Below are 23,939 nucleotides of genomic sequence, written 5' to 3'. Positions count from 1 at the left end.
ACTCGAACTCAGTTGATGAACCAGCCAATGCAGACTCCCAGCAACAGAAACAAGGCAAATTTAATCTGCTCGCGGCGATTGCGGCGCGCTTTGCGTTCACGCTCGACATCCGTTTGCACATGCAAACCAAAACCGGTGTGCATGACCGCGTCTGCCTCGAGTATCAAGGCCTCCCTGTTCAGTTGCGAGTAGCGCTGTGACAAGGCCTTCTCGCCACCGTGTCCGGCGAAAGGCGCACACAACCGATAATCCTCGAGTCGGCGCAACCCCGGGTTCAGCGAGAACCCTTGCCACTCCGGCTTGTCGGAAATCAGCGGATAACAGGCGACGCCATCGACAATCTCGCGCGCGCCCAAGTGGATGTATGGGCTGTGAACACGCAGATCGTGATTATAGCTGCGCAACCAGATCTGCAGAATTTCCGGCCGCGCTTGCAGAATGGTCATCGAGTCTTCGACGAACCCCGGACGATAGAACTCCCAGTCATCTTCGCAATGAAAAATGTAGGGGGTGCTGACGTGTCCGTAGGCCAGGTCGATCGATGCCAACTGGCCCAGCTTCGGACGATTGACGAAAACCGTGCAATGTTCTTTCCAGTGGGCAGGCAGAATCCCGGCAACGCCTTCGTCGCCGGCATCTTCGGTGATGAACACTTCACGAATGGGTGCCGTGTTGTACCGGTCGAAGCTATCGAGAGTGGCCTTGAGCAGATCGAGTCGACCGCAGCTGGTAACCACCAATGTAATCTGGCTTTCTTTGGAAAATTGCACCGATATCTCGTTAATCAGAAGTCGCCAGCAATATCACTGGCTATATGACACTTGTCAAATGCCCACTTTCAGGCGGATTTTTTCCAGCAGACTCAGCGGCGCCCGCTCACGCAACGACGGCTCAAGCTCTTCAACGATGCGCTGACCGATCCGCGCGAAGCTGAACTGCTCCACCGCCAGCTCGCGACCGTTGTCAGCGATGCGTTGCGCCAGTTGCGGATCCTCGCGCAGCGTGGCCAGCTTTTCCTGCAACTGCGCGATCGTCTGATAGAACACCACGTTGTGCATGTCCTGCAAACCCAGCGCCGCAGCTTCGGCGGCGCCTTGATCATAGGCCAGCAGGACGCAGCCGCAAGCCATGGCTTCGAAGTTCTTGATCATGAACTCGCCCATGCCCACGTCCGCGCTGACAAAAAAACGGATACGGTTGAGCGTTTCCAGGTATTCAGCCCCGGACTTGGTCCGCGTCACCAGCAGCGGCTCGACCTGGCCCAGTTCATCCAGCAGCGCCTTGCGGCCACTGTAGGCCACACTGTTGGTGCTGCCGACGAAGGCGAGTTCGATATCCCGCTCGCGCCCCTGGTCCTGCAATTGCGTCTGATCGTAGCCCTTGGGCACGAACACGGCGTCGAAGCCCTCCGAGCGCAGGCGCTCGGCCACCACGAAACCGGAACTGATCACCCGTGCCCACGGCAAACGCCGATAGTGCGCACTGAACTTGCCGGTGTACTTGCAGGGGATGTAATTCTGATAGGCATCGTGCTCCAGAATCACCAGATTGGGGATGGTGCGGATAAACCCGACCTGCCGGATCTCCTGCTTGAAGCGCAGGAAAAATACGATGCGGTCATAGCGGGAAACGTCGACTTCGCGGCGGAAATATCGCCGCAGATTGCGCTGCTCCTCGCCGCTCAACCAGCGCAGGTCGCAATCACAATGGGCGGCGACACCCTCATACAAGCGATCGAGGATGGCCCGCTGATCTTTCTGCACCAGAAATAGAACTTTCATTGTCTTCCTTGCCGCAACAGCAACCCGAGCAAACCTGAACATGCCCGCCTGCAAGACAGTCTTGCGCGGGCGCCTGTGTCGCTACAAACGCCAGAACAGTTCGTGTCGCCGAACCGCCTTGCGGAAAAATTCGTTTTCGCCATAAGGCGAACCGGCGCGCCCAGCCAGCAATCGCTGCAGGCTTCGACGCAAGCGACGCTTGAACGGCGCGGGCGGCTGCAGGTCATGCATCATGCCCAGGGCCATTGCCTTGTCACGCTGCTGATCCACGGACAACGTCAGGCATACAGGCTGCACCGGCACGCCAGCATCAAAGGCTGGCGGCAGCGCCACGCCATCGCCACTATTGCCCATCGGCCACCGGTCGTTATCGTGCAGATGGTTGGCATAACCGAGCAGCGTCGGCTGCCAGTCCAGCCCCCCCAACACTTCAAGTACAGCCTGCTGCGCACAGATGTGGTCGGGGTGCGGGTCCAGCGTCGGATGCGGCAGCACGATAACGTCCGGACGCGCGCGCAGCATTGTTTCGCGCAGATCAGCCAGCAGATTGTTCCAGGTCGGCGCGCCATCGGCGTCATTTGGCAGAACAAACCGATTGAATTGACGGAACAGACGGGTATCGCTCAAATCCGCTTCGCGCGAACCCACCGGTTGCTCCGGCTTGTCCCGCATCGCGGCCAGTTGCAGGCAGAAATAGCCCAACTGCACGCAGCGTTCCTGGGGGACACCGGCCCATTGCGGTACGGTGAGGCTGTCCCAGGCGCGCAAGCGTCCCTTCAGCCGCGCGGCGTCGACCTTGCCCATGCCCATCTGCTGATAATGTTCGGCCTCGATTTCGCCAGCGGTCAGGGTGACGATCCAGGCTTCATCGGCCTGACTGTACAACCCGAACGCCGCCAGCTCCGCATCGTCGGCGTGAGGGGCAATGACCATGACCCGCTGGCGACGATAATCAGCGTGTTCCAGCGCCCACAGTACCGGCTCGCCCGACACTCGACAGAAACGGCCGCGCAGACGCAATACTCCTTCGGACAACGCTTGCGCCTGACCGCTCAGGTTCAGATAGCGCAGGCCGCCGACACCGCGTTCAAAGGTTTGCACGTCAGGATTGGCGCCGCCCGACAACTCGATGAAAGGATCAAGAAAACGTCCCAGCCAAGTGCTTTTGACCTGTACAGCCAGAATCAGCACGGCTTCGTCAGCCAGCATCACCCCTTCATCCAGACGCAGTTGCTCGCCGCTCAGATGCACCTTAGGCTGCGGCGTATACGCCGGGAAGCTGTATTGGTAATCGTCGCCGGGCGCGTAGAACAGATGATCGGCAAACCACGCCTCATGGGCGATCCAGCCGCCAACCAGCAACACCGGCGCCAGCCACCAGGCAACCAGTACGCTCAGCGCGATGATGGCGGCCAGCGCGACCAACACAGCCACGCGCTTGTTGCGTCGATGGCGTCTGAGCAATTGCTGTTTGCGGCTCATGGTCTGACTCATACGGTGAACACCGGCACAGGGTTGCACCAGCGGTCCTTGTATTCACGGTCAGCGCGACCGAACGAAAAACGCAACGGCTTGCCGAGTGCCCGTGCGTGTTCCCAGGCGCTTTGCGTATTGAGAAAGCTCAGCACGCTGCCGGGGCTGAACTCGCGGGTTTCGGGATCCACGCCGCCATTCACGTATTCGACACTGATCCATTCTGCCGCCTCAACGCGGTAGACCAATTGAATCGCAATCGGCGCATCGTTGAGGAAAATGACCGAGCCGATCAGCAACTCGCGCAGCAACTCGATGACCTCGGCCATGCGCGCCGCGCCGGTCGCCGGAAAGCCCCAGCGGCGCTGAAACAGATCGCAGTACATCGCGGCCAGCTCAACGCTGGAAAACTCGCTGACCGCTCGCACCACACCGCCCGCTTCTTCCAGCAGACGCAGCTCTCGACGCTGGTTATAGCGAAACTTTTTCGACAACTCTTCCGGCGTGCGGGCCATGGCCAGTTGCTCAGCCTGCAACTTCAGGCCACTGAAACGGCCTTCGTTGAGTGCCGACAGATAGCGCGCCCGATGCCGCAGCGGTGCCTGAGCATCGACGGCGGCTGGCAGGATCAGCTCGGCATTGCCGAGGTCGAACAGGCCTTTCTTGCCGTTGCGTTTGAGCACGTCCTTGGACAGAGCCAGGTCGCGCCCCCAGGTAGCGATGGCGGCTTTAACCTCGCCCTGCTGCTGCCAGGCCAGATAACGCACCGGGATCCCGGCCAGGTCCGCCAGGCGCTCGATGACCAGCGGATGTGTCGCGACACTGCCGCCATAACGTTGCCAGGCAGTGGCGTAGGTCGAGGCGTCAACGGGCGACCAGCCACGTTCGCGCCAGCCTTGAAATCGGTTGAGCATCAGCCCCTCGTTGCCAGATCGGTAACTGGCGGCAGGCGCCAGAAGGTCTCGCGCACCGCACGGTCGGAGAAACGCTCATGCAGTCGCTCGAGCATCATCTGCGCACATTGACGACGCTGCGGCTCATCCATCGCGGCCAGATGTTGCAGCCCCTGAGCCAGATATTCGGCATCGCCCAATGGAAACAGGATGCCCACACCCTCCACCACTTCCTTCGCCCCGCCGCACGCGGTGGCCAGCAACGGTAAGCCGGCGGCCATGGCCTCCAGCAAGACCATGCCGAACGGTTCATGATCGGAGCTCAAGGCGAACACATCGAAGGCGCGGAAATAATTGCGCGCATCGGGCACCTGACCGAGAAACAGCACTCGGTCGGCAATGCCCAGCTCACGGGCCAGCGCCTTGAGATCCTGCTCCAGGCGACCGCTGCCGAGAATGACCAGCTGACTGTGGTCCGGCAGGCCTGGCAGCGCCTGGGCAAACCCGCGCAGCAACGTGGCCTGATCCTTGTCCGGGTGCAGGCGGCCGACGTTACCGACAATCCAGGCATCCGGCGACAGCCCGAGGATCTGCCGCGCTTCTTCGGAAGGTACCTGACGGGCTTGCAGTGCAGGCACATCGATGCGGTTGTACAACGTCTGGATTCGGCTTGCCGGCCATTTCGGCAGGCAGCGTCGCATGTCGTCACGCACTGCATCCGACACGCCGAGAAGGCTCAGGCGCTGGCGGAAAATATGCGCGAACAACTTGCGCGTCCCACGCTGGTAATCGCCGAACGCGTGGTGCACACCAATGACCGGCAGCGATGTGCCGAGCAAGGCGATATAGATCGGCTTGAAGCGATGGGCGATGCAAAGACTGAAATTGCGTGAGGCGACGATCTTGCGCAGATCGCCGATAGCCCCCAGTTTCAGGCCACGAATGGCCTTGGAGCTGTACTCCATGAACAACACTTCATCGGAAGCACACGCTGCGGCCACCTCGCTATCGGCGGCCCCGGTCAGAAACACCGTGGTCACCCGATAGCCGGTGCCGGCAAACAGGCTGGCGTACTGCCGCGCGCAGTCCAGGAACGGCCCGTCATAGCCGTGACAGAACTGCAGCACATGGCGTTCAGCCGAGCGAGTCATAAGCGTTGGCGCCCTCTTTGACCACCAGAATGTCTTCCATGATCAGGTACTGCAGATCCGAGCCGAAAAACATGTTCAGCGCGTCGGTCGGCGAGCAGATCATCGGTTCGCCACGACGGTTGAGCGAAGTGTTCAGCGACACGCCGTTACCGGTGAGGTTTTCCAGCGCCTTCATCATGTCGTAGTAGCGCGGGTTGTATTCGCGCTTGAGTACCTGGGCACGGGAAGTACCGTCCTCATGGACGACTTCCGGCACGCGGGTTTTCCATTCTTCGGCGACTTCGAAGGTGAAGGTCATGAACGGCGCCGGGTGATCGATCTTGATCATCTGTGGAGCGACTGTGTCGAGCATCGACGGGCAGAAAGGCCTCCAGCGCTCGCGGAACTTGATCTGATGGTTGATGCGGTCGGCGACACCGGCCACGCTCGGGCAACCGATGATCGAACGACCACCCAACGCGCGCGGACCGAATTCCATACGGCCCTGGAACCAGGCGACCGGGTTGCCATCGACCATGATCTGGGCGATCTGCTCCGGCATGTTGTCGAGCTTGCGCCAGGTCGGCTTGTTCTCGTGCCGGGCACACGCGGCAATCACGTCCTCGTTGCTGTACGACGGGCCGAGGTAGACGTGTTCCATCTTCTCGACCGGTACGCCACGGGCGTGCGACACGTAAGCGGCAGCGCCGACTGCGGTGCCGGCATCGCCGGACGCAGGCTGTACGAACAGCTCTTTGATGTCGTCGCGAGCGATGATTTTCTGGTTCAGCTTGACGTTCAACGCACAGCCACCAGCGAAAGCCAGTTTGCCGGTTTCCTTGAGCACGTCGCCCAGATAGTGGTCGATCATCTGCAACGCGAGCTTCTCGAACAGTGCTTGCATGCTCGCGGCGTAGTGGATGTACGGCTCGTCGGCAATGTCGCCTTCGCGCTTCGGACCCAGCCACTCGATCAGCTTCGGCGAGAAGTAGAAACCCTTGCCCTTCTCTTTATAGCGACGCAGGCCGATCACGTTGGCGTAGTCGGTGTTGATCACCAGCTCGCCATTTTCGAACGAGGCCAGACGCGAGAAATCGTACTTGCTGGCATCGCCGTATGGCGCCATGCCCATGACCTTGAACTCGCCGTCGAGCATCTCGAAACCGAGGAATTCGGTGATCGCACCGTACAGACCACCGAGGGAGTCCGGGTCGAAGAATTCCTTGATCTTGTGGATCTTGCCGTTTTCGCCGTAACCGAAGAAGGTCGTGGCGTATTCGCCTTTACCGTCGATGCCGAGGATTGCGGTTTTTTCCTTGAAACCGGAGCAGTGATAAGCACTGGAGGCGTGTGCCAGGTGATGCTCGACCGGCTCGATCTTGATTTTCTTCGGATCAAAGCCCAGTTGCTCGAGGCACCAGACGATCTTGTTGCGATAGCGCTTGTAGCGACGGTTGCCCATCAGGATCGCATCGAGAGCACGATCCGGGGCGTACCAGTAGCGCTTGGCGTAGTGCCAGCGGGCCTTGCCGAACAGGCTGATCGGGGCGAATGGAATCGCCACCACGTCAACGTCGGAAGGTTTGATACCGGCCTGCTCGAGGCAGAATTTCGCCGATTCGTAGGGCATGCGGTTCTTTGCATGTTTATCGCGTACGAAGCGCTCTTCCTCAGCCGCCGCGACCAGCTTGCCGTCGATGTACAAGGCTGCGGAAGGATCATGGCTAAGGGCGCCGGACAGGCCAAGAATCGTCAATGCCACAGGGGTCTAGCCTCTTTAGTCTGCATGCAGGCGCGATGCGCCTTGAAAATTGATGTGCCCTCGCACAGGGCGAGCGGCAGCTAAAGGGCGGGATTATAGCGTAAAAGCGCCCGCAAGCCTCTAGCAGGAACAGGCAGTCGCCACGTTGACAGCCTTTGGACGTCGCAATAGACTCCAACTCAAATGGACTGGGGGATCCCGGTCGGCGCTAATGCCTCGGTGAGATCACCGGGGCTTTTCGCTTTTTGGAGGCGGGAAAATCTTCAAGCCCCAATTTTCGAAACCTTCTCCAGCGTTTATGCGCCCACCGCTGCAATAAAACTTGCGTTTGAGCACCTCGAAAGCGCGATTTTCCTGACCCGCTCTCAAAACACTCATACCAATGGGTCTCGCAACAAGATCAGCCAGCTGTAAGCCGGTGGAATTGACCTGCTTTGTGGCGAAGACTATTTCGAACGGCAGTTGCACGCCCATTCGATTGGCACCACCGCACATTCTGCGAAATTCCAGCTCCAACTCGTTATCTTCCCGCTTTCCTCGGCGTTCAAAAATCACATGCGTTGATGCGCGGTGCTGACCCTTCTCAGATAAAAAATCGTACAGAGTTTCAAGACAGAAGCCGAGCGCCAGATGATACGGATTCTCTAGAGAACCCTGCCTCTCGCAGAGTGGAGCCTTATCGATAACACAGCTGATCAAAACAAAATTGCTGGCCTCAATGATGCCGGTCAATTCGGCAAGAAACGCATGCTTATGCGCCTTTGAGGTAAACAAATTAGAGAAAGCGCCTTTTTCTTTCCTAATCTCAAGCTCATGCAGCCCGATCAGATCATGTCCCATGTGATTGAACTTGAACTTCTGAACCGCTGGGATGACCTTTTCGCAATAGTGGCGCTTATGAAACACACAAAAGGCGAGTACGAAAATCGGATAGTAAGGGTCCAACCGCTGCATTCCGTGATCACCGCTTTCATCAACATAAATGACGAAATCACTGTATCTCGCGTCGGCGTGCTGAGGCTTTACGCCTTCAAGAACCTCGCGCACCTCGCCCCGATTTTCAAAACGAGAAAACTGCACAACGTCACCCGCGATTCGGGCGCCAATAGATACTGAGATTGCCATCCTCGATTTGCCGGTAAATCGTATAGGGCAAGGAAACGGTATCGAACACGGCGGACAGCGGAAGATCGAGCAACACAAAGGGCGCCAGCATACCCGTAGGATCAGGCGGCGCATTCAGCGTGCAAAAATCGAAGGCCAGACCACTGTAGATGCGCGGAATCGATTGGCAGTAGGTCTTCTTTTTGCGCAGGTCACGGGCAGCATCGGCGTCGCCCTGCAAAACGGTCGAGACACTGCCACAGCCTGAGAGAACTGCAGACATTACGCCCAGCGTCAGAATTTTTTTTATGCTCAAGATTCGCCCTCCGAGATCGTCAGGCAAATTAGCATCGAGCCCGAGCAGGGCACAGTTCATGGCTTCTGGAGAAGTTGTAGGACAGATCGCTGTATTTTGTCCGCTACTGCCCACAGACTCCGTTTCGCAGTGGACCAGGTCCATTGCAAGAACGAGTCTGCTCGTGAGAAGGAATCACCCTGCGCTGGAGACTTCTTTCGGCAACCGCTGATCAATGACTCGATACAACGCGCTGCTTTCAGGCCAGTTGCGCATGAACCGCGCGCGATCGCGGGCGTAAGCCGGGGCAAAACTGCCGACCGATGAGTGCTGACACATGGAGTCGAGATCGATCAGCGCCCAGCGATCCGTCTGCCAGAACAGATTGTGGCCTTTGAAGTCGCCATGACTGATGCGCTCGGCGATCAATCGGGCAAACAGCTGATCAAGCGCCAGCAACTCGGCTTCCGGCGCCTGGCCATTTTCCACGTACGGCGCAAAGCGCTCGATGATGTCCGGCCCGGGCAGGTATTCGGTGACCAGATAGGCACTGCGGCGCAGCCACAAAAAACGCTTTTCCAGTACCGCCAGCGGTTTCGGCGTGGCGATGCCCAGGAACGCCAGGCGATTGCCTTCACGCCACGAATGCCAGGCCCGGCTCGGGCGCCAGAAGCGTTTGAGCCAATGGGCGAAATTCTTGATGTTGTAGCGCTTGATAACCAGAGCTCGCCCGGCCACCTCGACTCTGCCGACGCTGGCCGCGCCGCCGGTCTTGTACAGATGCCCCCGATCAAGCAAGGCGTCGGCCTGATCAAGCACCGGCAGCATGGCCGCTGCTTCTTCACGGCGAACGGCGCGCAGGGCAAATGCACCGCGCTCCACGGCAAACAGCGTGCATTCACGGCCGACCTTGTTCAGGTAGTCCCTGAGCCGCCAACTGCGCATCTTGTCGATCTGTTTCTGCAGAGCCTCCAGCGGCAAAGCATGTTCGCTGTTGCTCAACAGGTAATAGACCAGCAACTCTTCGGTGAACGGCTCGAGTGACTTCGGAAGCTGAGCGAAAAACACCCCGAGGTTTTCCAGCACTTTTTGTCGGGACAGTGGCTGCCCCGCCGCTTCCGCACGAACTCCGGCGCCATCGATCAGGTACAACTGACCGCCGTGACGCAGCAGATTGTCCAGGTGCAGATCCTCCTGCCAGAGTCCTTTGCCATGCATCCGACCGATAGCGTCAAGCGCTTCGGCCAGAACGGCGGTCTGCTCATCGGCCAGTGCCGGCAGAGACTCGACCTCGGCCCAGGCATCACCGAGGCTCTCGGCGCCCTCGAGGAATTCGAAGAGCAGCCAGCCACCCTCACCGTCTTTCAGTCCATCGGCCAACAGCAGCGGCGTGATCAGGCCTTGTGCCGCGAGAAGGCGCACACCGTCCAGCTCCCGCTGAAAATGCCGGGCGGCCTTGCTGCCTACCAGCAATTTGGCTAATACCGGCCGACCGCGCCAGACGCCGGCGCCAACATAGCGCTGCCCGGGCAACACCCGCAGCAGGCTCAGCAACTGTAAATCCGCAGCACCGGCGGCGTCCGCCAGGGTCACGGTAAGCGGCAGTGAAGGTGCGCGCCCGGAGCGGGCCAGCTCGGACAATTGCATCAGCGGGTCTCCTTGTGGCTGCGCCGCGCTGTCAGTCGGCTCAGCCAGCTGTCGAGCAGCGAGCTGTCAGTAGGCTGATCGAGATAAGCCGCGAGCAACTGGCGCAAGTCTGCCTCACTCCATTGCGGCGCTCGCCGTTGCAACGGTTCCAGATCCTTGACCCGATCACGCATGCCGAACAGCAACGGCCGGGTTTTCTCCAGATCGATCAGCTGCGCCTCATAGCCGTCGCCGGTGGCGCGCAGGAAAATATGTTTGGGATAGAAACAGCCATGCACCTGACGCGCGCCGTGCAGCCGCCGCGCCAGCAGCCCGCAAGCCTTGAGAATCGCCGAATGCTGAGCGGCACTGAGCTGCGTCCAGCGCGCCAGCAACGAATCCAGGTCGCTCCAGCCGTCCAGTGCACGGGTGAGCAGAATGGCGCGTACTTCCCCAGCGACCTTGCGCTCACCGAAAAACGCCGCCTGCAACGCCGGAATGCCCAGCTTGCGATAACGGCTGATGTTGCGAAATTCGCGGGCAAAGCTCGGTTCGCCAAACGGTGCCTGCAAAGTTCGGGTCAGATAATTGCTCTGGCGCTTGAGGTAATAGCCCTGGCCTTCAAGATCGAGACGGAACACGCTGCTCCAGCCGCCACCGGCAGTGTTGGGCTCATCCACAGCTTCAAGCTGTTTGGCCCACAGTGCATCGAAATTGCCGAGACCGTGGCGCTCCAGCAGTGCGCGGTCCTGTTCGGCAAGAAAATCAGTCATTCGCGCCCCTCAAAAAATCTCACCACGTGGCGAATCCGCTTCTTGTCGGCGACATCGAGCCGATCACACTGGCGATACTGCTTGTAGAAGCGCAGGCGCTGGGTGTTGGACAGGTGATATTTGGCCAGTTTGTCGAGACAGGCGAGGTCCTTGGTGATCCGGTACTTGAGCCAGAAGCCGCGCCAGAATTCGCCGTTAGGGCAGTCGATGAGGAAGATGCGCGCCTGATCGTCGATCAGCAGGTTGCGCCATTTCAAATCGTTATGCGTAAACCGATGGTCGTGCATGGTCCGGGTGTAACCGGCCAATTGCTGGCTGACACCGTCGACCCAGGCGCGATCCTTGAGCCTGGGATCCTTGCGCTCGGCCAGTGCCGAGAGGTCTTCGGTATTGGGCAGCTCACGGGTGATCATCGCGCCCCGATCGTAGGCCGCGCCCCGCCGCTCCAGCCCCCAGGCCACCACCTCGGCAGTGGGGATACCCCACTTGGCGAAGCGCTTGAGGTTCTGCCATTCCATTTTTACGCGCGGCTTGCCGAGGTAACGGCGCAGGCCTTTACCGGCGCCGACGTAGCGTTTGACGTAATAATTGACGCCGTCGCGCTGCACCCGAACCACCTCCGACAGCGGATCGCGGGTCAGGCGTTCGCCCTGCAAGGCAAATACGGCTTCGAGGCTGCCGAAATCTTCGGCGAGTTCGCCGTACTGCGGCTCAAGTGTCCAACCCGCCATCAGAGCGCATCCCCGTAACGCTGTTTACGCTCGTAGAGCTTGTCGGCCTTGCCTTGCAGCCAGCTCAGCAATGGCGCTTCTTCCGCCAGAATCTGCCGCAGCGGTTGCTGGAAATAGCCTTTGAGGAAACGCAGTTTGTCGCGGCGGGTCAGGCCGATGTCCAGCGCGGAGAAGTACAGCGCCGCCAGATCCTTGTTGCGCCAGCGCTGAGTGATCTTTGCGCGGGTCTGGGCTCGATGCAGGTCAATCACCGAGAGTTTGAAATCCTGCGGTGTGACCGGTTTGTCGGTGTGCAGCAGAAAATGGCAGATGTAGCAGTCGCGGTGATTGACCCCGGCGCGGTGCATCATCCCGGTCATCCGCGCGACTTCAGCAATCAGCGCGCGCTTGAGTGTTGGCTGCGGCGGCTGCTTGACCCAGTCAATGCTGAAGTCTTCGAGGCTGATGGTCGGCGCGAGTTCTTCGGTGACGATGAACGAATGCTGATCCGCCGGGTTGCTGCCTTTCTCGCCGTAGGCGACGGCAGTCATGGTCGGCACGCCGGCTTCCTGCAGACGCTGAATGGCTTTCCACTCCTGACCCGCGCCGAGCACCGGCAGCTTGGCGGTCAGCAGGTTCTTGAAGATCTCGCCCCAGCCGATGCCACGGTGGATTTTCACAAAAAACCCGTTGCCGTCGACTTCCGTGCGCAATGTCCGGCGCGCTTCCAGCTCGCGGTACACCTCGCCCTGCAAGCCTTCGACTTCGGCGAACGGGTCGCGTCCGGCCCAAAGGCTTTTGAACGGTTCAGCCAGCATCAACTTCATTAAGCGTGCTCCGCCAGAATCACATCCGCCGCGTGCTGCGGCATGCTGTAGAGGTCGGCCGTCTCGGCGAAGGCCAGACCGTTGCGGCTCCAGGCCGCCCGTGCAGCGTCGTCGCTCAACATCTCGGTCAGGTATCGGGTCAGCTGCGCCTGCTCGAATGGCTCGTCCAGCACTCGCCCGGCATCGGCTTCGGCGATGTAATGGGCGTAACCGCAGACCGCACTGACCAGTACAGGCAACCCGGCCACCAGCGCTTCAAGCAGCACGGTGCCGGTGTTTTCGTTGTAGGCCGGGTGAATCAACAGGTCGGCACCGAGCAGGAAACGCGGGATATCGCTGCGGCCTTTAAGGAAGGTCACATTGTCGCCCAGGCCCAGCGTCGCACTCTGCATCTGGAACAATTTGGGGTCATCCTGGCCGATTACAAACAGCCGGGTGCGTTTGCGCAATTCGGCCGGCAGGGCGGCCAGCGCCTTGAGGCTGCGATCGACCCCCTTGGTCTTGAAGCCGGAGCCGATCTGCACCAGCAGCAACTCGTCGTCCTTGAGATTGAATTCAGCGCGGAAACCGGCGCGAATCTCATCGGCATCCGCCGGCCGCCGACGGTCCTGGGCAATGCCCGGCGGCAGCAGGTGGAAGCGCTCGAGCGGCGTGTCGTAATACTTGATGAACAGCGGCTGCTGCACTTCGGAAATCATCAGCACTTCGGTCTTCGCGTCCTTGGCGAACACCGCGCGCTCATACTCGGCGAAGTGGCGATAGCGGCCCCAACGGCGGTACAGCGAGTTGCGCAGGTTCTGCGCCTTGTCTTCGAAGCAGCCGTCGGCGGCGTAGTAGACGTCCAGGCCCGGCATCTTGTTGAAGCCGATCAAGCGATCGACCGGACGCTTGGCCAGATCCGCTGCCATCCACGCGCTGAGCTTTTCGTTGCGACGGTGGTTGAAGAACGCTTTGACCGGCGCCACCAGCACTTCGAAACCCGGCGGCACGTCGCCTTCCCAGATCAGCGTGTAGACGCGAATCTGATGGCCGCGCTTCTGGCATTCGAGAGCGATGCGCATGAAGTCGCGCTGCAAGCCACCGAACGGGAAATATTTGTACAGGACAAATGCCAATTGCATCAGCGCAGCTCCTCAGCCATTAACAACGTGCTCAGTCGGCTGGCGACACGCTCGGGGTTCACACGCGTGAAGCACAAAGGCTGCTCGCGTTTCAGGTCAAACTGACGGGCATCCTGCTCGGTCGGTTGATAAGTACATTTTTTCTGCATGCAGGGCGCGCACGGGAAGTCGCTGGCCAGATGAATCTGCAGCTTGCCGTAAGCGCCGGTCAGGCCCGGGTTGGTCGGGCCGAACAACGAGATGGTCGGCACATCCAGCGCAGCGGCCAGATGGCCGAGCCCGGTGTCCACCGCCACGCAGGCTTGCGCGCCGGCGAGGACTTTGCCGACGCCGGCCAGATTGAGCTTCGGCAGCACTTCGGCGTGTTTGAAGCCGGCAGCGATGCGTTCGGCGCGGGCCTTTTCCTGAGGGTTGCCCCATGGCAGCCTGACGCCAACGCCGAGGTAGCCGACCCGCTCGGTCAGCTCGCGCCAGTAGATTTCCGGCCAGTGCTTGGTGTCCCAAGTGGTGCCGTGGAGGAACACCACGTAGGCGTTCTTGCGCGGCAACTCGACCAGTCGTTCAACGTTGAGGCCGTAATCGCCGAGGCCTTTGGGCAGGTCGTAACCCAAGGCAATGGCGAACAACTGGCGCACGCGTTCGACGGCGTGCTGACCACGGGCGACGGCGAGCTTGCGATCGTAGAAGCGCGCAGCCATCGGCTCGCGGGCCGAGGTTTTATCGAGGCCGGCCACCGGGGCTTTGACGTAGCGGGTCAGCCAGGCACTTTTCAGCAGGCCTTGGGCATCGATCACCAGATCGTATTTATTGGCGCGCACGCTTTGCTTGAAGCGTTTCCACTCGCCGCTGGTGATGGTTTTCCAAAGATTCTTGCGCCAGCGGCGGATCGCCACCGGAATCACTTTATCGACCGCCGGGTGCCAGCTCGGAATCTCGGCGAAGCCCTCTTCCACCACCCAGTCGAACTTGATCCCCGGGATCGCGCGTGCAGCATCGGTCAGCGCCGGCAACGCGTGAATCACGTCGCCCAGCGATGAGGTCTTGATCAACAATACCCGCAAGTTAATGAACCTCGACCACGGAGCCCTGCAACTTCTGCAAGGCATCGTTGACCGCTTCCGGCATCAACTGACGCAGGCAGTTGTAATGGCCGAACCGGCAAGTGCGATCAAAGCACGGGCTGCATTCGATGCCCAGGCGCACGATCTCGACCTGCTCAGCCAGCGGCGGGGTGAAGCCCGGCGAGGTCGAGCCGTATACCGCGACCAGCGGACGATTCAATGCCGCAGCGACGTGCATCAGGCCGGAGTCATTGGACACAACGGAATCGGCGCAGGACAGCAGGTCAATGGCCTCGGCCAGCGAGGTGCCGCCGCTGAGGTTGACCGATTCTTCGCGCAGGCCCGGGATCAAACGTGCGCGGATATCTTCACCGACCGCGTGATCGTTTTTCGAGCCGAACAGCCACACCTGCCAGCCTTCGCGGATGCGCGCTTCGGCGACCTTGGCGTAATGCTCGGACGGCCAGCGCTTGGATTCGCCGAACTCGGCGCCGGGGCACAGGGCCAGGACCGGGCGATCGAGGCTCAGGCCGAACTTGGCCAGTGCCGCCTCGCGGGTCACCGGGTCGATTTGCAGACTCGGGCGCGGGTACGGCTTCGGCAGTTCGGCGTTCGCTTCATAGGCCAAGGCCATGAAGCGCTCGATCATCAGCGGGTAGCGTTCTTTGTCGAGGGTACGCACGTCGTTGAGCAGGCCATAGCGGAATTCACCGCGCCAACCGGTGCGTTTCGGGATGCCGGCAAAAAACGGCACCAGCGCCGACTTCAGCGAGTTGGGCAGCAGGATCGCCTGATCGTACTGACCGCGCAGGGATTTGCCGATGCGCCGACGCGTCGCCAGTTCCAGCGCGCCATGGCCGAGCGGGAAGCTCAAGGCCTTGCGCACCTCGGGCATGCGCTCAAGGATCGGCCGGCTCCACTCGGGGGCCAGCACGTCGATTGCGCATTGCGGGTGGCGCTGCTTGAGACACTGAAACAGTGTCTGCGCCATCACCATGTCACCGACCCAACTGGGCCCAACGATCAGAATATTCATGTGGTTTCCAAAAACGAACCGGGGAGGCATTTACGCCTCCCCGCCTCGATAATCATTGTGGAAGCGGCGCTGCTGGCGATGGGTCATTTCCTTCAACATGACTGTCGACTGTCACTCCACTATCGCGAGCAGGCTCACTCCTACATTGTTTTGCATCTGTTCACATTACTGCGCTCAGCGCAGATCACTGTGGGAGCGAGCCTGCTCGCGAAGGGGCCGGCACGTTCAACATTGCTGTTGACTGACACTCCGCGTTCGCGAGCAGGCTCGCTCCCACCTTTTGAATCTCATTGTCTTCATTGGCGCTTTTTCAGCTTAGCCCCATCTCTTTCCATATCCGCAAAACCTGCCGGCGTTCGTCGGCAAACTGGTCGCCCGGTATTACCCCGGCGTCCTTCTGCAAGGCCTGCCGGTGGGCGGCGGAGCGGTAGGCTTTGTAGGCCTCGCGCAACAGACTGGCATCTTCTGCGGGCATCAGCCCTTCGTGTTCCAGCTCTTCCAGAATGCGGATGTTATCGGTCCAGCGCAGCAGCGGCGGATGGCTGTGCGACCACGCCAGGGCCGCGTATTGCACCATAAATTCAATATCGACGATACCTCCGGCGTCCTGCTTGAGGTCGAACGGCACGCCCGCGTCGAACGCATTCGCTGCCGTGCCGGCTGCGGTGCTGCGGGTGCCGAGGTTGTCGCGCATCTTGGCGCGCATCTCGCTGACTTCCTGTTGCAGCTTGGCCAGATCCCTAGGTTTGCCCAATACTTGCGCACGGACTTTTTCGAAGGCCTGGCCAACATCCTGACTGCCCACCAGCACCCGCGCGCGCACCAAGGCCTGATGCTCCCACGTCCAGGCTTCATTTTCCTGATAGCGGGCGAACGCGCCGAGCGAACTCACCAGCAACCCGGAAGCACCGGACGGCCGCAGACGCATATCCACTTCATACAGCTGGCCGGAATTGGTCTGCGCTGTGAGCAGATGAATGATCCGCTGCCCCAGGCGCGTGAAGAACTGCGCGCCGTCGATGGATTTCGGCCCGTCGGTTTCCGCCTGCGGATCGCCGTCATGGATGAACACCAGATCCAGATCGGAACCATGCCCCAATTCGATACCGCCGACTTTGCCATAACCGACAATGATGAAGCCGGGATCGCACAGCGTACCGTCGGTGCGCAGCGGCGTGCCGTACTTGGCCACGGTCTGCCGCCAGGCCAGGGCCAGCACCTGTTCGAGAATCGCTTCGGCCAGCCAGGTCAGGTAATCGCTGACTTTCATCAACGGCAGGCTGCCGGCGATTTCCGAGGCGGCGACGCGCAAGCGGTGCGCCAGTTTGAAATGGCGCAGGGCTTCCATTTGCTGCTCGAGGTCGTCCTCGGGAATTCGCGTCAGGCGTTCGCGCAACTCGGCCGCCAGTTCCGGCGCCAGCGGCGGCTTGAACAGCCGACCCTCGTTGAGCAATTCGTCGAGCAGCAGTGGGAAGCGCGTGATCTGCTCGGCAATCCAAGGGCTCGCCGCACACAAGGTCAGCAGGCGGCGCAGCGCGCCGGGGTTTTCCGTGAGCAAAACCAGATACGCCGAACGCCGCGCCACCGCTTCCACCAGTGGCAGCACGCGCTCGAGCACCAGATCGGGATTGTCGTGCTCCACCGCTTGCGCGAGCAGTCGAGGAATAAAAGCATCGAGACGCTCGCGCCCCAGCCGCTGCATCGCGCGCAATTGCGGACTGCCACGCAAACCGGCCAGCGCTTTCAGGGCTTTGCCGGCATCGACGAAACCGCCCTCCTGCAACTGTCGGCACGCGGCCTCTTCGTCCTGTTCTTCCTCCCAGAGTGGCAGCCACTCACCACCGACCACCACTTCGCTTTCGCCGCCCTCTTCTTCGTCGGGATCGGCGATCACCTGGGCGAAATGCCAGGCTACGCGCCCGCGCCAGTACATCAGTTGTTCATGGAACGCCGACCAATCGGCGAAGCCCAGCATGAAGGCGATCCGCGCCTGATCCTGAGCGCTGTCCGGCAGCATCTGCGTCTGGCGGTCGGCAATCGCTTGAATGGCATGTTCGGTGTAACGCAGAAACTCGTAACCCTCGCGTAACTCACTGACCACCGCCGGCGGCAGATAGCCTTGCCCTTCCAGCGTGCTCAGCACCTTTAATAGAGGACGCTGTTGCAGGCTCAGGTCGCGGCCACCGTGGATCAATTGAAAGGCCTGAGCGATGAACTCGACCTCGCGGATGCCGCCGGAGCCGAGCTTGATGTTGTCGGCCATGCCCTTGCGTCGCACTTCCTGCTGGATCAGCTGCTTCATGGTGCGCAGCGCTTCGATCGCCGAGAAGTCCAGATAGCGCCGATAAACGAACGGCCGCAGCATATCGAGCAACTGCGCGCCGGCAACCTGATCGCCAGCCACCACCCGCGCCTTGATCATCGCGTAGCGTTCCCAGTCGCGGCCCTGATCCTGGTAATACTGCTCCAGCGCGTTGAAGCTGAGCACCAGCGCACCGGACGATCCGTATGGACGCAGGCGCATGTCGACGCGGAAAACGAAGCCGTCGACCGTCATCGGGTCGAGCGCCTTGATCAGACGCTGGCCGAGGCGGATGAAGAATTCCTGATTATCCAGCGAGCGTTTCACGCCGACGGTTTCGCCGCCTTCGGGGTAGGCGAAGATCAGGTCGATGTCGGAAGACAGATTCAGCTCGACCGCGCCGAGCTTGCCCATGCCGAGAATGACCATCTGCTGCGGCTCACCGCTGCGCCGGCCGGTGGGTGTGCCGAATTGCTCGCAATGGCGGCTGTACAGCCATTGATAAGCCTGATCGATGGTGGCGTCGGCCATGTCCGAGAGGTCACGGCAGGTCTGCACCAGATCGGCCTGACGGGTCAGGTCGCGCCAGATGATCCGCACCTGATGCCGTGCACGCTGACGGCGCAAGGCGCGGCCGACTTCGTCTTCGCTCTGCGCGCAGTTCACGGCGGCGGCGATCTGTGCGCACAGTTCGCCGGGCGCGAACGCCCGATCAAGTTCGCCGGACGCCACCAGCGACAGCAACATCAAAGGGTCACGAATGCTCTGTTCAATGACAAATTCGCTGGCGGCGCTGACGCGGGCGAATTGCGCCCAGCGCTCCGACGTCCAGTTCGACAGGCCGTGATCGTCTTCAAGGGCGGCGACGGACGTACGGAACGACTGCTCGGATCGGCTGACCAACGGCAGGAGAATGGCGGGCAGTTCGGCAAGCACGGGCAGGGTCATGGTCTATCCTTGATCGGCGTAATAAGGGCCGCTTGTAGTGAATGATGAAAACCCGCTACGTGAAGGACTGTCGAACAAAAGTTAGAAATAGCTGAAATTTCTTCTTCTTTGGCATCCAGCATCAAACTTTCACCTTATTCGGATGGAAATCGACCCGCCTTAACGATTATTCTCACAACGCAGTCGGAGGCCACAAGCCTTTCATCTGTAGTTTTACTACTCGTCTATACATTCGAAAGGCTGAAATGCCGGAAGATTTGTAGTAAAACTACACGCCGCCGGAACAACCTGTCGGCAATCCAAGAATTTTAAATCGTCTGCCCACAAGGCCAGTCGCAAACTCAGGCAACCGATTCTGGAAGCCTTTCCGCCCTGGAGCAAGCCATGCAAGACCTCGATCCCGTCGAAACCCAGGAATGGCTGGACGCCCTGGAATCGGTTCTCGACAAAGAAGGCGAAGACCGTGCTCACTATCTGATGACCCGTATGGGCGAACTCGCGACCCGCAGCGGCTCGCAGCTCCCTTACGCGATCACCACGCCTTACCGCAACACGATCCCCGTTACCCACGAAGCACGCATGCCTGGCGACCTGTTCATGGAACGCCGCATTCGCTCGCTGGTACGCTGGAACGCGATGGCCATGGTAATGCGCACGAACCTGCGAGATTCGGACCTGGGTGGTCACATCTCCAGCTTCGCTTCCAGTGCGACCCTGTATGACATCGGCTTCAACTATTTCTTCCAGGCCCCGACCGACGAACACGGCGGCGACCTGATCTACTTCCAGGGCCACACCTCGCCAGGCGTTTACGCCCGCGCATTCATGGAAGGCCGCATCACCGAAGACCAGATGAACAACTTCCGTCAGGAAGTCGATGGTCAAGGCCTGTCGTCCTATCCGCACCCTTGGCTGATGCCTGACTTCTGGCAGTTCCCGACCGTATCGATGGGTCTGGGTCCGATCCAGGCGATCTACCAGGCGCGCTTCATGAAGTACCTGGAGCACCGCGGTTTCATCCAGCCGGGCAAACAGAAAGTCTGGTGCTTCCTGGGCGACGGCGAGTGCGACGAGCCGGAATCCCTGGGCGCGATCTCCCTGGCCGGCCGCGAGAAGCTGGACAACCTGATCTTCGTCATCAACTGCAACCTGCAGCGCCTCGACGGCCCGGTTCGCGGCAACGGCAAGATCATCCAGGAACTCGAAGGCGTGTTCCGTGGTGCGCAGTGGAACGTGACCAAAGTCATCTGGGGCCGTTTCTGGGACCCGCTGCTGGCCAAAGACGTCGACGGTATCCTGCAACGTCGCATGGACGAAGTCATCGACGGCGAGTACCAGAACTACAAAGCCAAAGACGGCGCGTTCGTTCGCGAGCACTTCTTCAACACGCCTGAACTCAAGGCGATGGTTGCCGATCTGTCCGACGACGAGATCTGGAAACTCAACCGTGGCGGCCACGACCCGTACAAGGTCTACGCGGCGTACCACGAAGCGGTCAACCACAAGGAACAACCGACCGTCATCCTCGCCAAGACCATCAAGGGTTATGGCACCGGTGCCGGCGAAGCGAAAAACACTGCGCACAACACCAAGAAAGTCGACGTCGACAGCCTGAAGCTGTTCCGCGACCGCTTCGACATCCCGGTCAAGGACGAGGAGCTGGAGAACCTGCCGTTCTTCAAACCAGAGCCAAACAGCGCCGAAGCCCGCTACCTCGCCGAGCGCCGTGCCGCACTGGGCGGTTTCGTGCCACAGCGCCGCGCGCAGAGCTTCAGCGTACCGACTCCGGATCTGGACACTCTGAAAGCCATCCTCGATGGCTCGGGCGACCGTGAAATTTCCACCACCATGGCTTTCGTGCGGATCCTCGCGCAACTGGTCAAGGACAAGGAAATCGGCCCGCGCATCGTCCCGATCATCCCGGACGAAGCCCGTACCTTCGGTATGGAAGGCATGTTCCGTCAGCTGGGTATCTACTCCTCCGTCGGCCAGCTCTACGAGCCAGTCGATAAGGACCAGGTGATGTTCTACAAGGAAGACCAGAAAGGTCAGATCCTTGAAGAAGGCATCAACGAAGCAGGCGCCATGAGCTCGTTCATCGCTGCCGGTACTTCGTACTCCAGCCACAACCAGCCGATGCTGCCGTTCTACATCTTCTACTCGATGTTCGGCTTCCAGCGTATCGGCGACCTGGCCTGGGCCGCTGGCGACAGCCGTACCCGTGGCTTCCTGATCGGCGGCACCGCTGGCCGCACCACCCTGAACGGTGAAGGTCTGCAGCACGAAGACGGTCACAGCCACCTGCTGGCCGCGACCATCCCGAACTGCCGCACCTACGATCCGACCTACGGCTACGAGCTGGCGGTGATCATTCAGGACGGCATGAAGAAGATGACCGAAGAGCAACAGGACATCTTCTACTACATCACCGTGATGAACGAGTCGTACCAGCAGCCAGCCATGCCGGCCGGTGCCGAAGAAGGCATCAAGAAAGGCATGTACCTGCTCGAGGAAGACACTCGCGATGCGGCGCACCACGTTCAGCTGATGGGCTCCGGCACCATCCTGCGTGAAGTGCGTGAAGCGGCGAAGATCTTGCGTGAAGAGTTCAACATCGGCGCTGACGTGTGGAGCGTTACCAGCTTCAACGAACTGCGTCGCGACGGCCTCGCCGTAGAGCGCAGCAACCGTCTCAAGCCTGGCCAGAAGCCTAAGCTGAGCTACGTCGAAGAGTGCCTGAACGGCCGTAAAGGTCCGGTCATTGCTTCTACCGACTACATGAAGCTGTTCGCCGAGCAGATCCGTCAGTGGGTACCGTCCAAGGAATTCAAAGTCCTGGGCACCGACGGTTTCGGCCGCAGCGACAGCCGCAAGAAATTGCGTCATTTCTTCGAAGTCGACCGTCATTTCGTGGTGTTGGCAGCCCTGGAAGCACTGGCTGACCGTGGTGATATCGAACCTAAGGTTGTGGCCGAAGCCATCGCCAAGTTCGGCATCGACCCGGAAAAACGCAACCCACTGGACTGCTGAGGAGACATTTTGTGAGCGAACTCATTCGCGTACCTGACATCGGCAGCGGTGAAGGTGAAGTAATTGAACTGTTTGTGAAGGTCGGCGACCGCATCGAAGCCGACCAGAGCATCCTGACCCTGGAATCGGACAAGGCCAGCATGGAAGTGCCGGCCCCGAAAGCCGGCGTCATCAAGAGCCTGAAAGTGAAGCTGGGCGACCGTCTGAAAGAAGGCGACGAACTGCTTGAGCTGGAAGTCGAGGGCGCTGCCGAAGCGGCCCCTGCTCCTGCCGCTGCTCCTGCCAAAGCCGAAGAGAAACCGGCTGCGGCACCTGCTGCTGCCGCGCCTGCCGCTGCTCCTGCTGCCGCTTCGGTACAGCAAGTGCACGTGCCGGACATCGGTTCGTCGGGCAAGGCGCAGATCATCGAGATCCAGGTCAAGGTCGGCGACAGCGTCGAAGCTGATCAGTCGTTGATCACCTTGGAATCCGACAAGGCCAGCATGGAAATCCCGTCGCCTGCCGCTGGCGTGGTCAAGGCCATCAGCGTCAAGCTCAACGACGAAGTCGGCACTGGCGACCTGATTCTGGATCTGGAAGTGGCGGGTGCTGCGGCCCCTGCGGCTGCCGCTCCGGCCCAGGCTGCTGCACCGGCCGCTGCCGCTGCGCCTGCTCCGGCAGCCGCGCCAGCAGCACCGGTTGCCGACAGCGTTCAGGACATCCACGTTCCGGACATCGGCTCGGCTGGCAAAGCCAAGATCATCGAAGTGTTGGTCAAGGCGGGCGATACCGTTGAAGCCGACCAGTCGCTGATCACCCTGGAATCCGACAAGGCAAGCATGGAAATCCCATCACCTGCCGCTGGCGTGGTGGAAAGCGTTTCCATCAAGCTGGATGACGAAGTCGGTACCGGCGATCTGATCCTCAAGCTGAAAGTCAAAGGCGCGGCCCCTGCTGCTGCCCCGGCTCCAGCTGCCGCAGCTCCGAGCGCTCCGGCACCTGCCGCTGCTGCTCCGGCTGCCGCTGCACCTGCTGCCGCCGCTCCAGCCGCCGCACCGGCCAAGCCGGGCGCGAAAGTTCACGCCGGCCCTGCCGTGCGTCAACTGGCCCGTGAGTTCGGCGTCGAGCTGAGCGCTGTTGGCGCCAGCGGTCCGCACGGTCGCATCCTCAAGGAAGACGTGCAGGTTTACGTCAAGGCGATGATGCAGAAGGCCAAGGAAGCGCCGGCCGCTGCCGGCGGCGCTACCGGTGGTGCGGGCATTCCGCCGATTCCGGTGGTCGATTTCAGCCGTTTCGGCGAAATCGAAGAAGTGCCGATGACCCGACTGATGCAGGTCGGCGCCGCCAACCTGCACCGCAGCTGGCTGAACGTGCCACACGTGACGCAATTCGACTCGGCGGACATCACCGAGCTGGAAGCTTTCCGTGTTGCGCAGAAAGCCGTGGCCGAGAAGGCTGGCGTCAAGCTGACCATCCTGCCGCTGCTGCTCAAGACCTGCGCGCACTTGCTCAAGGAGCTGCCGGACTTCAACAGTTCGCTGGCGCCAAGCGGCAAGGCGATCATCCGCAAGAAATACGTGAACATCGGCTTCGCCGTCGACACTCCGGATGGCCTGCTGGTGCCGGTGATCAAGAACGTCGACCAGAAGAGCCTGCTGCAATTGGCAGCCGAAGCGGCTTCGCTGGCTGAGAAAGCCCGCACCAAGAAGCTGTCGTCGGACGAGATGCAAGGCGCCTGCTTCACCATTTCCAGCCTCGGCCATATTGGCGGCACCGGCTTCACGCCGATCGTCAACGCGCCGGAAGTGGCGATTCTTGGTGTTTCCAAGGCAACCATCCAGCCAGTCTGGGACGGCAAAGCCTTCCAGCCGAAGCTGATGCTGCCACTGTCGCTGTCCTACGATCACCGCGTGATCAACGGCGCTGCAGCGGCACGCTTCACTCAGCGTCTGGGCAGTCTGTTGGGCGACATCCGCACCATCCTGCTGTAACTCAAACGGCCCTCCGGCGACGGAGGGCCGCTTGCTGCACCCTTTCGAGCGCCACACGCTCGTACCTCAACCCCGTCAATTGACGGGGCTTTTTTTT

Annotated in this window: 19 protein-coding genes; 2 read left to right on the top strand and 17 right to left on the bottom strand. The window is 60.6% G+C overall.

The features are described 5' to 3' along the window. Positions 1 to 8: 8 nt before the first annotated feature. The 17 genes from AB9L16_RS02035 to AB9L16_RS01955 all read right to left on the bottom strand — a co-directional run bounded on the left by AB9L16_RS02035 (position 9) and on the right by AB9L16_RS01955 (position 18,964). The gene (locus AB9L16_RS02035; protein ID WP_056787489.1) at positions 9 to 770 is read right to left on the bottom strand and encodes a hypothetical protein; all 762 of its coding nucleotides are present in this window, start codon (positions 768 to 770) and stop codon (positions 9 to 11) included. 54 nt (positions 771 to 824) lie between these two features. Beyond that, entirely contained in the window at positions 825 to 1,781 is a 957-nt protein-coding gene (locus AB9L16_RS02030; RefSeq protein ID WP_375123030.1) for a glycosyltransferase, read from the bottom strand. A gap of 81 nt (positions 1,782 to 1,862) precedes the next feature. Next, entirely contained in the window at positions 1,863 to 3,263 is a 1,401-nt protein-coding gene (locus AB9L16_RS02025; protein WP_375123752.1) for a PIG-L deacetylase family protein, read from the bottom strand. A gap of 8 nt (positions 3,264 to 3,271) precedes the next feature. Continuing rightward, positions 3,272 to 4,168: an antimicrobial resistance protein Mig-14 gene (locus tag AB9L16_RS02020; protein ID WP_252879313.1), complete on the bottom strand. Its 897-nt coding sequence runs from the start codon at positions 4,166 to 4,168 to the stop codon at positions 3,272 to 3,274. Then, positions 4,168 to 5,298: a glycosyltransferase gene (locus tag AB9L16_RS02015; RefSeq protein ID WP_375123029.1), complete on the bottom strand. Its 1,131-nt coding sequence runs from the start codon at positions 5,296 to 5,298 to the stop codon at positions 4,168 to 4,170. The genes AB9L16_RS02020 and AB9L16_RS02015 overlap by 1 nt, the downstream gene beginning before the upstream one ends. Continuing rightward, on the bottom strand, positions 5,282 to 7,039 hold the full coding sequence (locus tag AB9L16_RS02010; protein ID WP_024011327.1) for a carbamoyltransferase: 1,758 nt from the start codon (positions 7,037 to 7,039) through the stop codon (positions 5,282 to 5,284). Before AB9L16_RS02010 ends, AB9L16_RS02015 begins: the two co-directional genes overlap by 17 nt. Before the next feature lie 225 nt (positions 7,040 to 7,264). Beyond that, a complete protein-coding gene (locus tag AB9L16_RS02005) occupies positions 7,265 to 8,164 on the bottom strand; it encodes a DUF3800 domain-containing protein (protein ID WP_252879312.1) in 900 nt (299 codons plus the stop codon). Further along, on the bottom strand, positions 8,124 to 8,426 hold the full coding sequence (locus AB9L16_RS02000; protein WP_375123751.1) for a YceK/YidQ family lipoprotein: 303 nt from the start codon (positions 8,424 to 8,426) through the stop codon (positions 8,124 to 8,126). The genes AB9L16_RS02005 and AB9L16_RS02000 overlap by 41 nt, the downstream gene beginning before the upstream one ends. Before the next feature lie 207 nt (positions 8,427 to 8,633). Then, positions 8,634 to 10,085, bottom strand: coding sequence for a lipopolysaccharide kinase InaA family protein (locus tag AB9L16_RS01995; RefSeq protein WP_375123028.1), 1,452 nt, complete (start codon positions 10,083 to 10,085; stop codon positions 8,634 to 8,636). Then, complete coding sequence (locus tag AB9L16_RS01990) at positions 10,085 to 10,837, bottom strand: lipopolysaccharide kinase InaA family protein (RefSeq protein WP_041477624.1); 753 nt, start codon at positions 10,835 to 10,837, stop codon at positions 10,085 to 10,087. The genes AB9L16_RS01995 and AB9L16_RS01990 overlap by 1 nt, the downstream gene beginning before the upstream one ends. Further along, complete coding sequence (locus AB9L16_RS01985) at positions 10,834 to 11,568, bottom strand: lipopolysaccharide kinase InaA family protein (protein WP_041477623.1); 735 nt, start codon at positions 11,566 to 11,568, stop codon at positions 10,834 to 10,836. Before AB9L16_RS01985 ends, AB9L16_RS01990 begins: the two co-directional genes overlap by 4 nt. Then, positions 11,568 to 12,374, bottom strand: a complete 807-nt coding sequence (gene rfaP / locus AB9L16_RS01980) for a lipopolysaccharide core heptose(I) kinase RfaP (RefSeq protein WP_375123027.1) — start codon at positions 12,372 to 12,374, stop codon at positions 11,568 to 11,570. The genes AB9L16_RS01985 and rfaP overlap by 1 nt, the downstream gene beginning before the upstream one ends. Then, positions 12,374 to 13,495, bottom strand: coding sequence for a glycosyltransferase family 4 protein (locus AB9L16_RS01975; protein ID WP_041477621.1), 1,122 nt, complete (start codon positions 13,493 to 13,495; stop codon positions 12,374 to 12,376). Before AB9L16_RS01975 ends, rfaP begins: the two co-directional genes overlap by 1 nt. After that, positions 13,495 to 14,556, bottom strand: coding sequence for a lipopolysaccharide heptosyltransferase RfaC (gene rfaC / locus AB9L16_RS01970; protein WP_252885200.1), 1,062 nt, complete (start codon positions 14,554 to 14,556; stop codon positions 13,495 to 13,497). The genes AB9L16_RS01975 and rfaC overlap by 1 nt, the downstream gene beginning before the upstream one ends. Before the next feature lies 1 nt (position 14,557). Continuing rightward, a complete protein-coding gene (gene waaF / locus AB9L16_RS01965) occupies positions 14,558 to 15,592 on the bottom strand; it encodes a lipopolysaccharide heptosyltransferase II (RefSeq protein WP_056787465.1) in 1,035 nt (344 codons plus the stop codon). Between the two features lie 310 nt (positions 15,593 to 15,902). Continuing rightward, positions 15,903 to 18,842 (bottom strand): bifunctional [glutamate--ammonia ligase]-adenylyl-L-tyrosine phosphorylase/[glutamate--ammonia-ligase] adenylyltransferase, encoded by a 2,940-nt coding sequence (glnE, locus tag AB9L16_RS01960; protein ID WP_375123026.1) that lies wholly within the window; start codon positions 18,840 to 18,842, stop codon positions 15,903 to 15,905. Continuing rightward, positions 18,839 to 18,964: a hypothetical protein gene (locus AB9L16_RS01955; RefSeq protein ID WP_256584330.1), complete on the bottom strand. Its 126-nt coding sequence runs from the start codon at positions 18,962 to 18,964 to the stop codon at positions 18,839 to 18,841. The genes glnE and AB9L16_RS01955 overlap by 4 nt, the downstream gene beginning before the upstream one ends. Positions 18,965 to 19,226: 262 nt before the next feature. On the opposite strand from AB9L16_RS01955, the gene aceE reads away from it, so the two are divergent. Together aceE and aceF are read left to right on the top strand one after the other, a co-directional pair. Further along, entirely contained in the window at positions 19,227 to 21,872 is a 2,646-nt protein-coding gene (gene aceE / locus AB9L16_RS01950; protein ID WP_024011316.1) for a pyruvate dehydrogenase (acetyl-transferring), homodimeric type, read from the top strand. Positions 21,873 to 21,883: 11 nt separating this feature from the next. Then, positions 21,884 to 23,842: a dihydrolipoyllysine-residue acetyltransferase gene (aceF, locus tag AB9L16_RS01945; RefSeq protein WP_375123025.1), complete on the top strand. Its 1,959-nt coding sequence runs from the start codon at positions 21,884 to 21,886 to the stop codon at positions 23,840 to 23,842. Positions 23,843 to 23,939 lie beyond the last annotated feature (97 nt).

The organism is Pseudomonas sp. LW8 (genome assembly GCF_041956865.1).
GTDB classification, from domain to species: Bacteria; Pseudomonadota; Gammaproteobacteria; order Pseudomonadales; family Pseudomonadaceae; genus Aquipseudomonas; species Aquipseudomonas siliginis.
The sequence above is the reverse complement of the archived record's forward strand: the minus strand, read 5'-3'. Positions and strand labels throughout refer to the sequence as shown.

What these genes read in the sequence shown, in the direction of transcription:
- AB9L16_RS02030 (WP_375123030.1), bottom strand. Translation starts at nt 1,781, where the DNA reads ATGAAAGTTCTATTTCTGGTGCAGAAAGATCAGCGGGCCATCCTCGAT.
- AB9L16_RS02025 (WP_375123752.1), bottom strand. Translation starts at nt 3,263, where the DNA reads ATGAGCCGCAAACAGCAATTGCTCAGACGCCATCGACGCAACAAGCGC.
- AB9L16_RS02020 (WP_252879313.1), bottom strand. Translation starts at nt 4,168, where the DNA reads ATGCTCAACCGATTTCAAGGCTGGCGCGAACGTGGCTGGTCGCCCGTT.
- AB9L16_RS02015 (WP_375123029.1), bottom strand. Translation starts at nt 5,298, where the DNA reads ATGACTCGCTCGGCTGAACGCCATGTGCTGCAGTTCTGTCACGGCTAT.
- AB9L16_RS02005 (WP_252879312.1), bottom strand. Translation starts at nt 8,164, where the DNA reads ATGGCAATCTCAGTATCTATTGGCGCCCGAATCGCGGGTGACGTTGTG.
- AB9L16_RS02000 (WP_375123751.1), bottom strand. Translation starts at nt 8,426, where the DNA reads ATGTCTGCAGTTCTCTCAGGCTGTGGCAGTGTCTCGACCGTTTTGCAG.
- AB9L16_RS01995 (WP_375123028.1), bottom strand. Translation starts at nt 10,085, where the DNA reads ATGCAATTGTCCGAGCTGGCCCGCTCCGGGCGCGCACCTTCACTGCCG.
- AB9L16_RS01990 (WP_041477624.1), bottom strand. Translation starts at nt 10,837, where the DNA reads ATGACTGATTTTCTTGCCGAACAGGACCGCGCACTGCTGGAGCGCCAC.
- AB9L16_RS01985 (WP_041477623.1), bottom strand. Translation starts at nt 11,568, where the DNA reads ATGGCGGGTTGGACACTTGAGCCGCAGTACGGCGAACTCGCCGAAGAT.
- rfaP (WP_375123027.1), bottom strand. Translation starts at nt 12,374, where the DNA reads ATGAAGTTGATGCTGGCTGAACCGTTCAAAAGCCTTTGGGCCGGACGC.
- AB9L16_RS01975 (WP_041477621.1), bottom strand. Translation starts at nt 13,495, where the DNA reads ATGCAATTGGCATTTGTCCTGTACAAATATTTCCCGTTCGGTGGCTTG.
- waaF (WP_056787465.1), bottom strand. Translation starts at nt 15,592, where the DNA reads ATGAATATTCTGATCGTTGGGCCCAGTTGGGTCGGTGACATGGTGATG.
- glnE (WP_375123026.1), bottom strand. Translation starts at nt 18,842, where the DNA reads ATGACCCTGCCCGTGCTTGCCGAACTGCCCGCCATTCTCCTGCCGTTG.
- AB9L16_RS01955 (WP_256584330.1), bottom strand. Translation starts at nt 18,964, where the DNA reads ATGCTGGATGCCAAAGAAGAAGAAATTTCAGCTATTTCTAACTTTTGT.
- aceE (WP_024011316.1), top strand. Translation starts at nt 19,227, where the DNA reads ATGCAAGACCTCGATCCCGTCGAAACCCAGGAATGGCTGGACGCCCTG.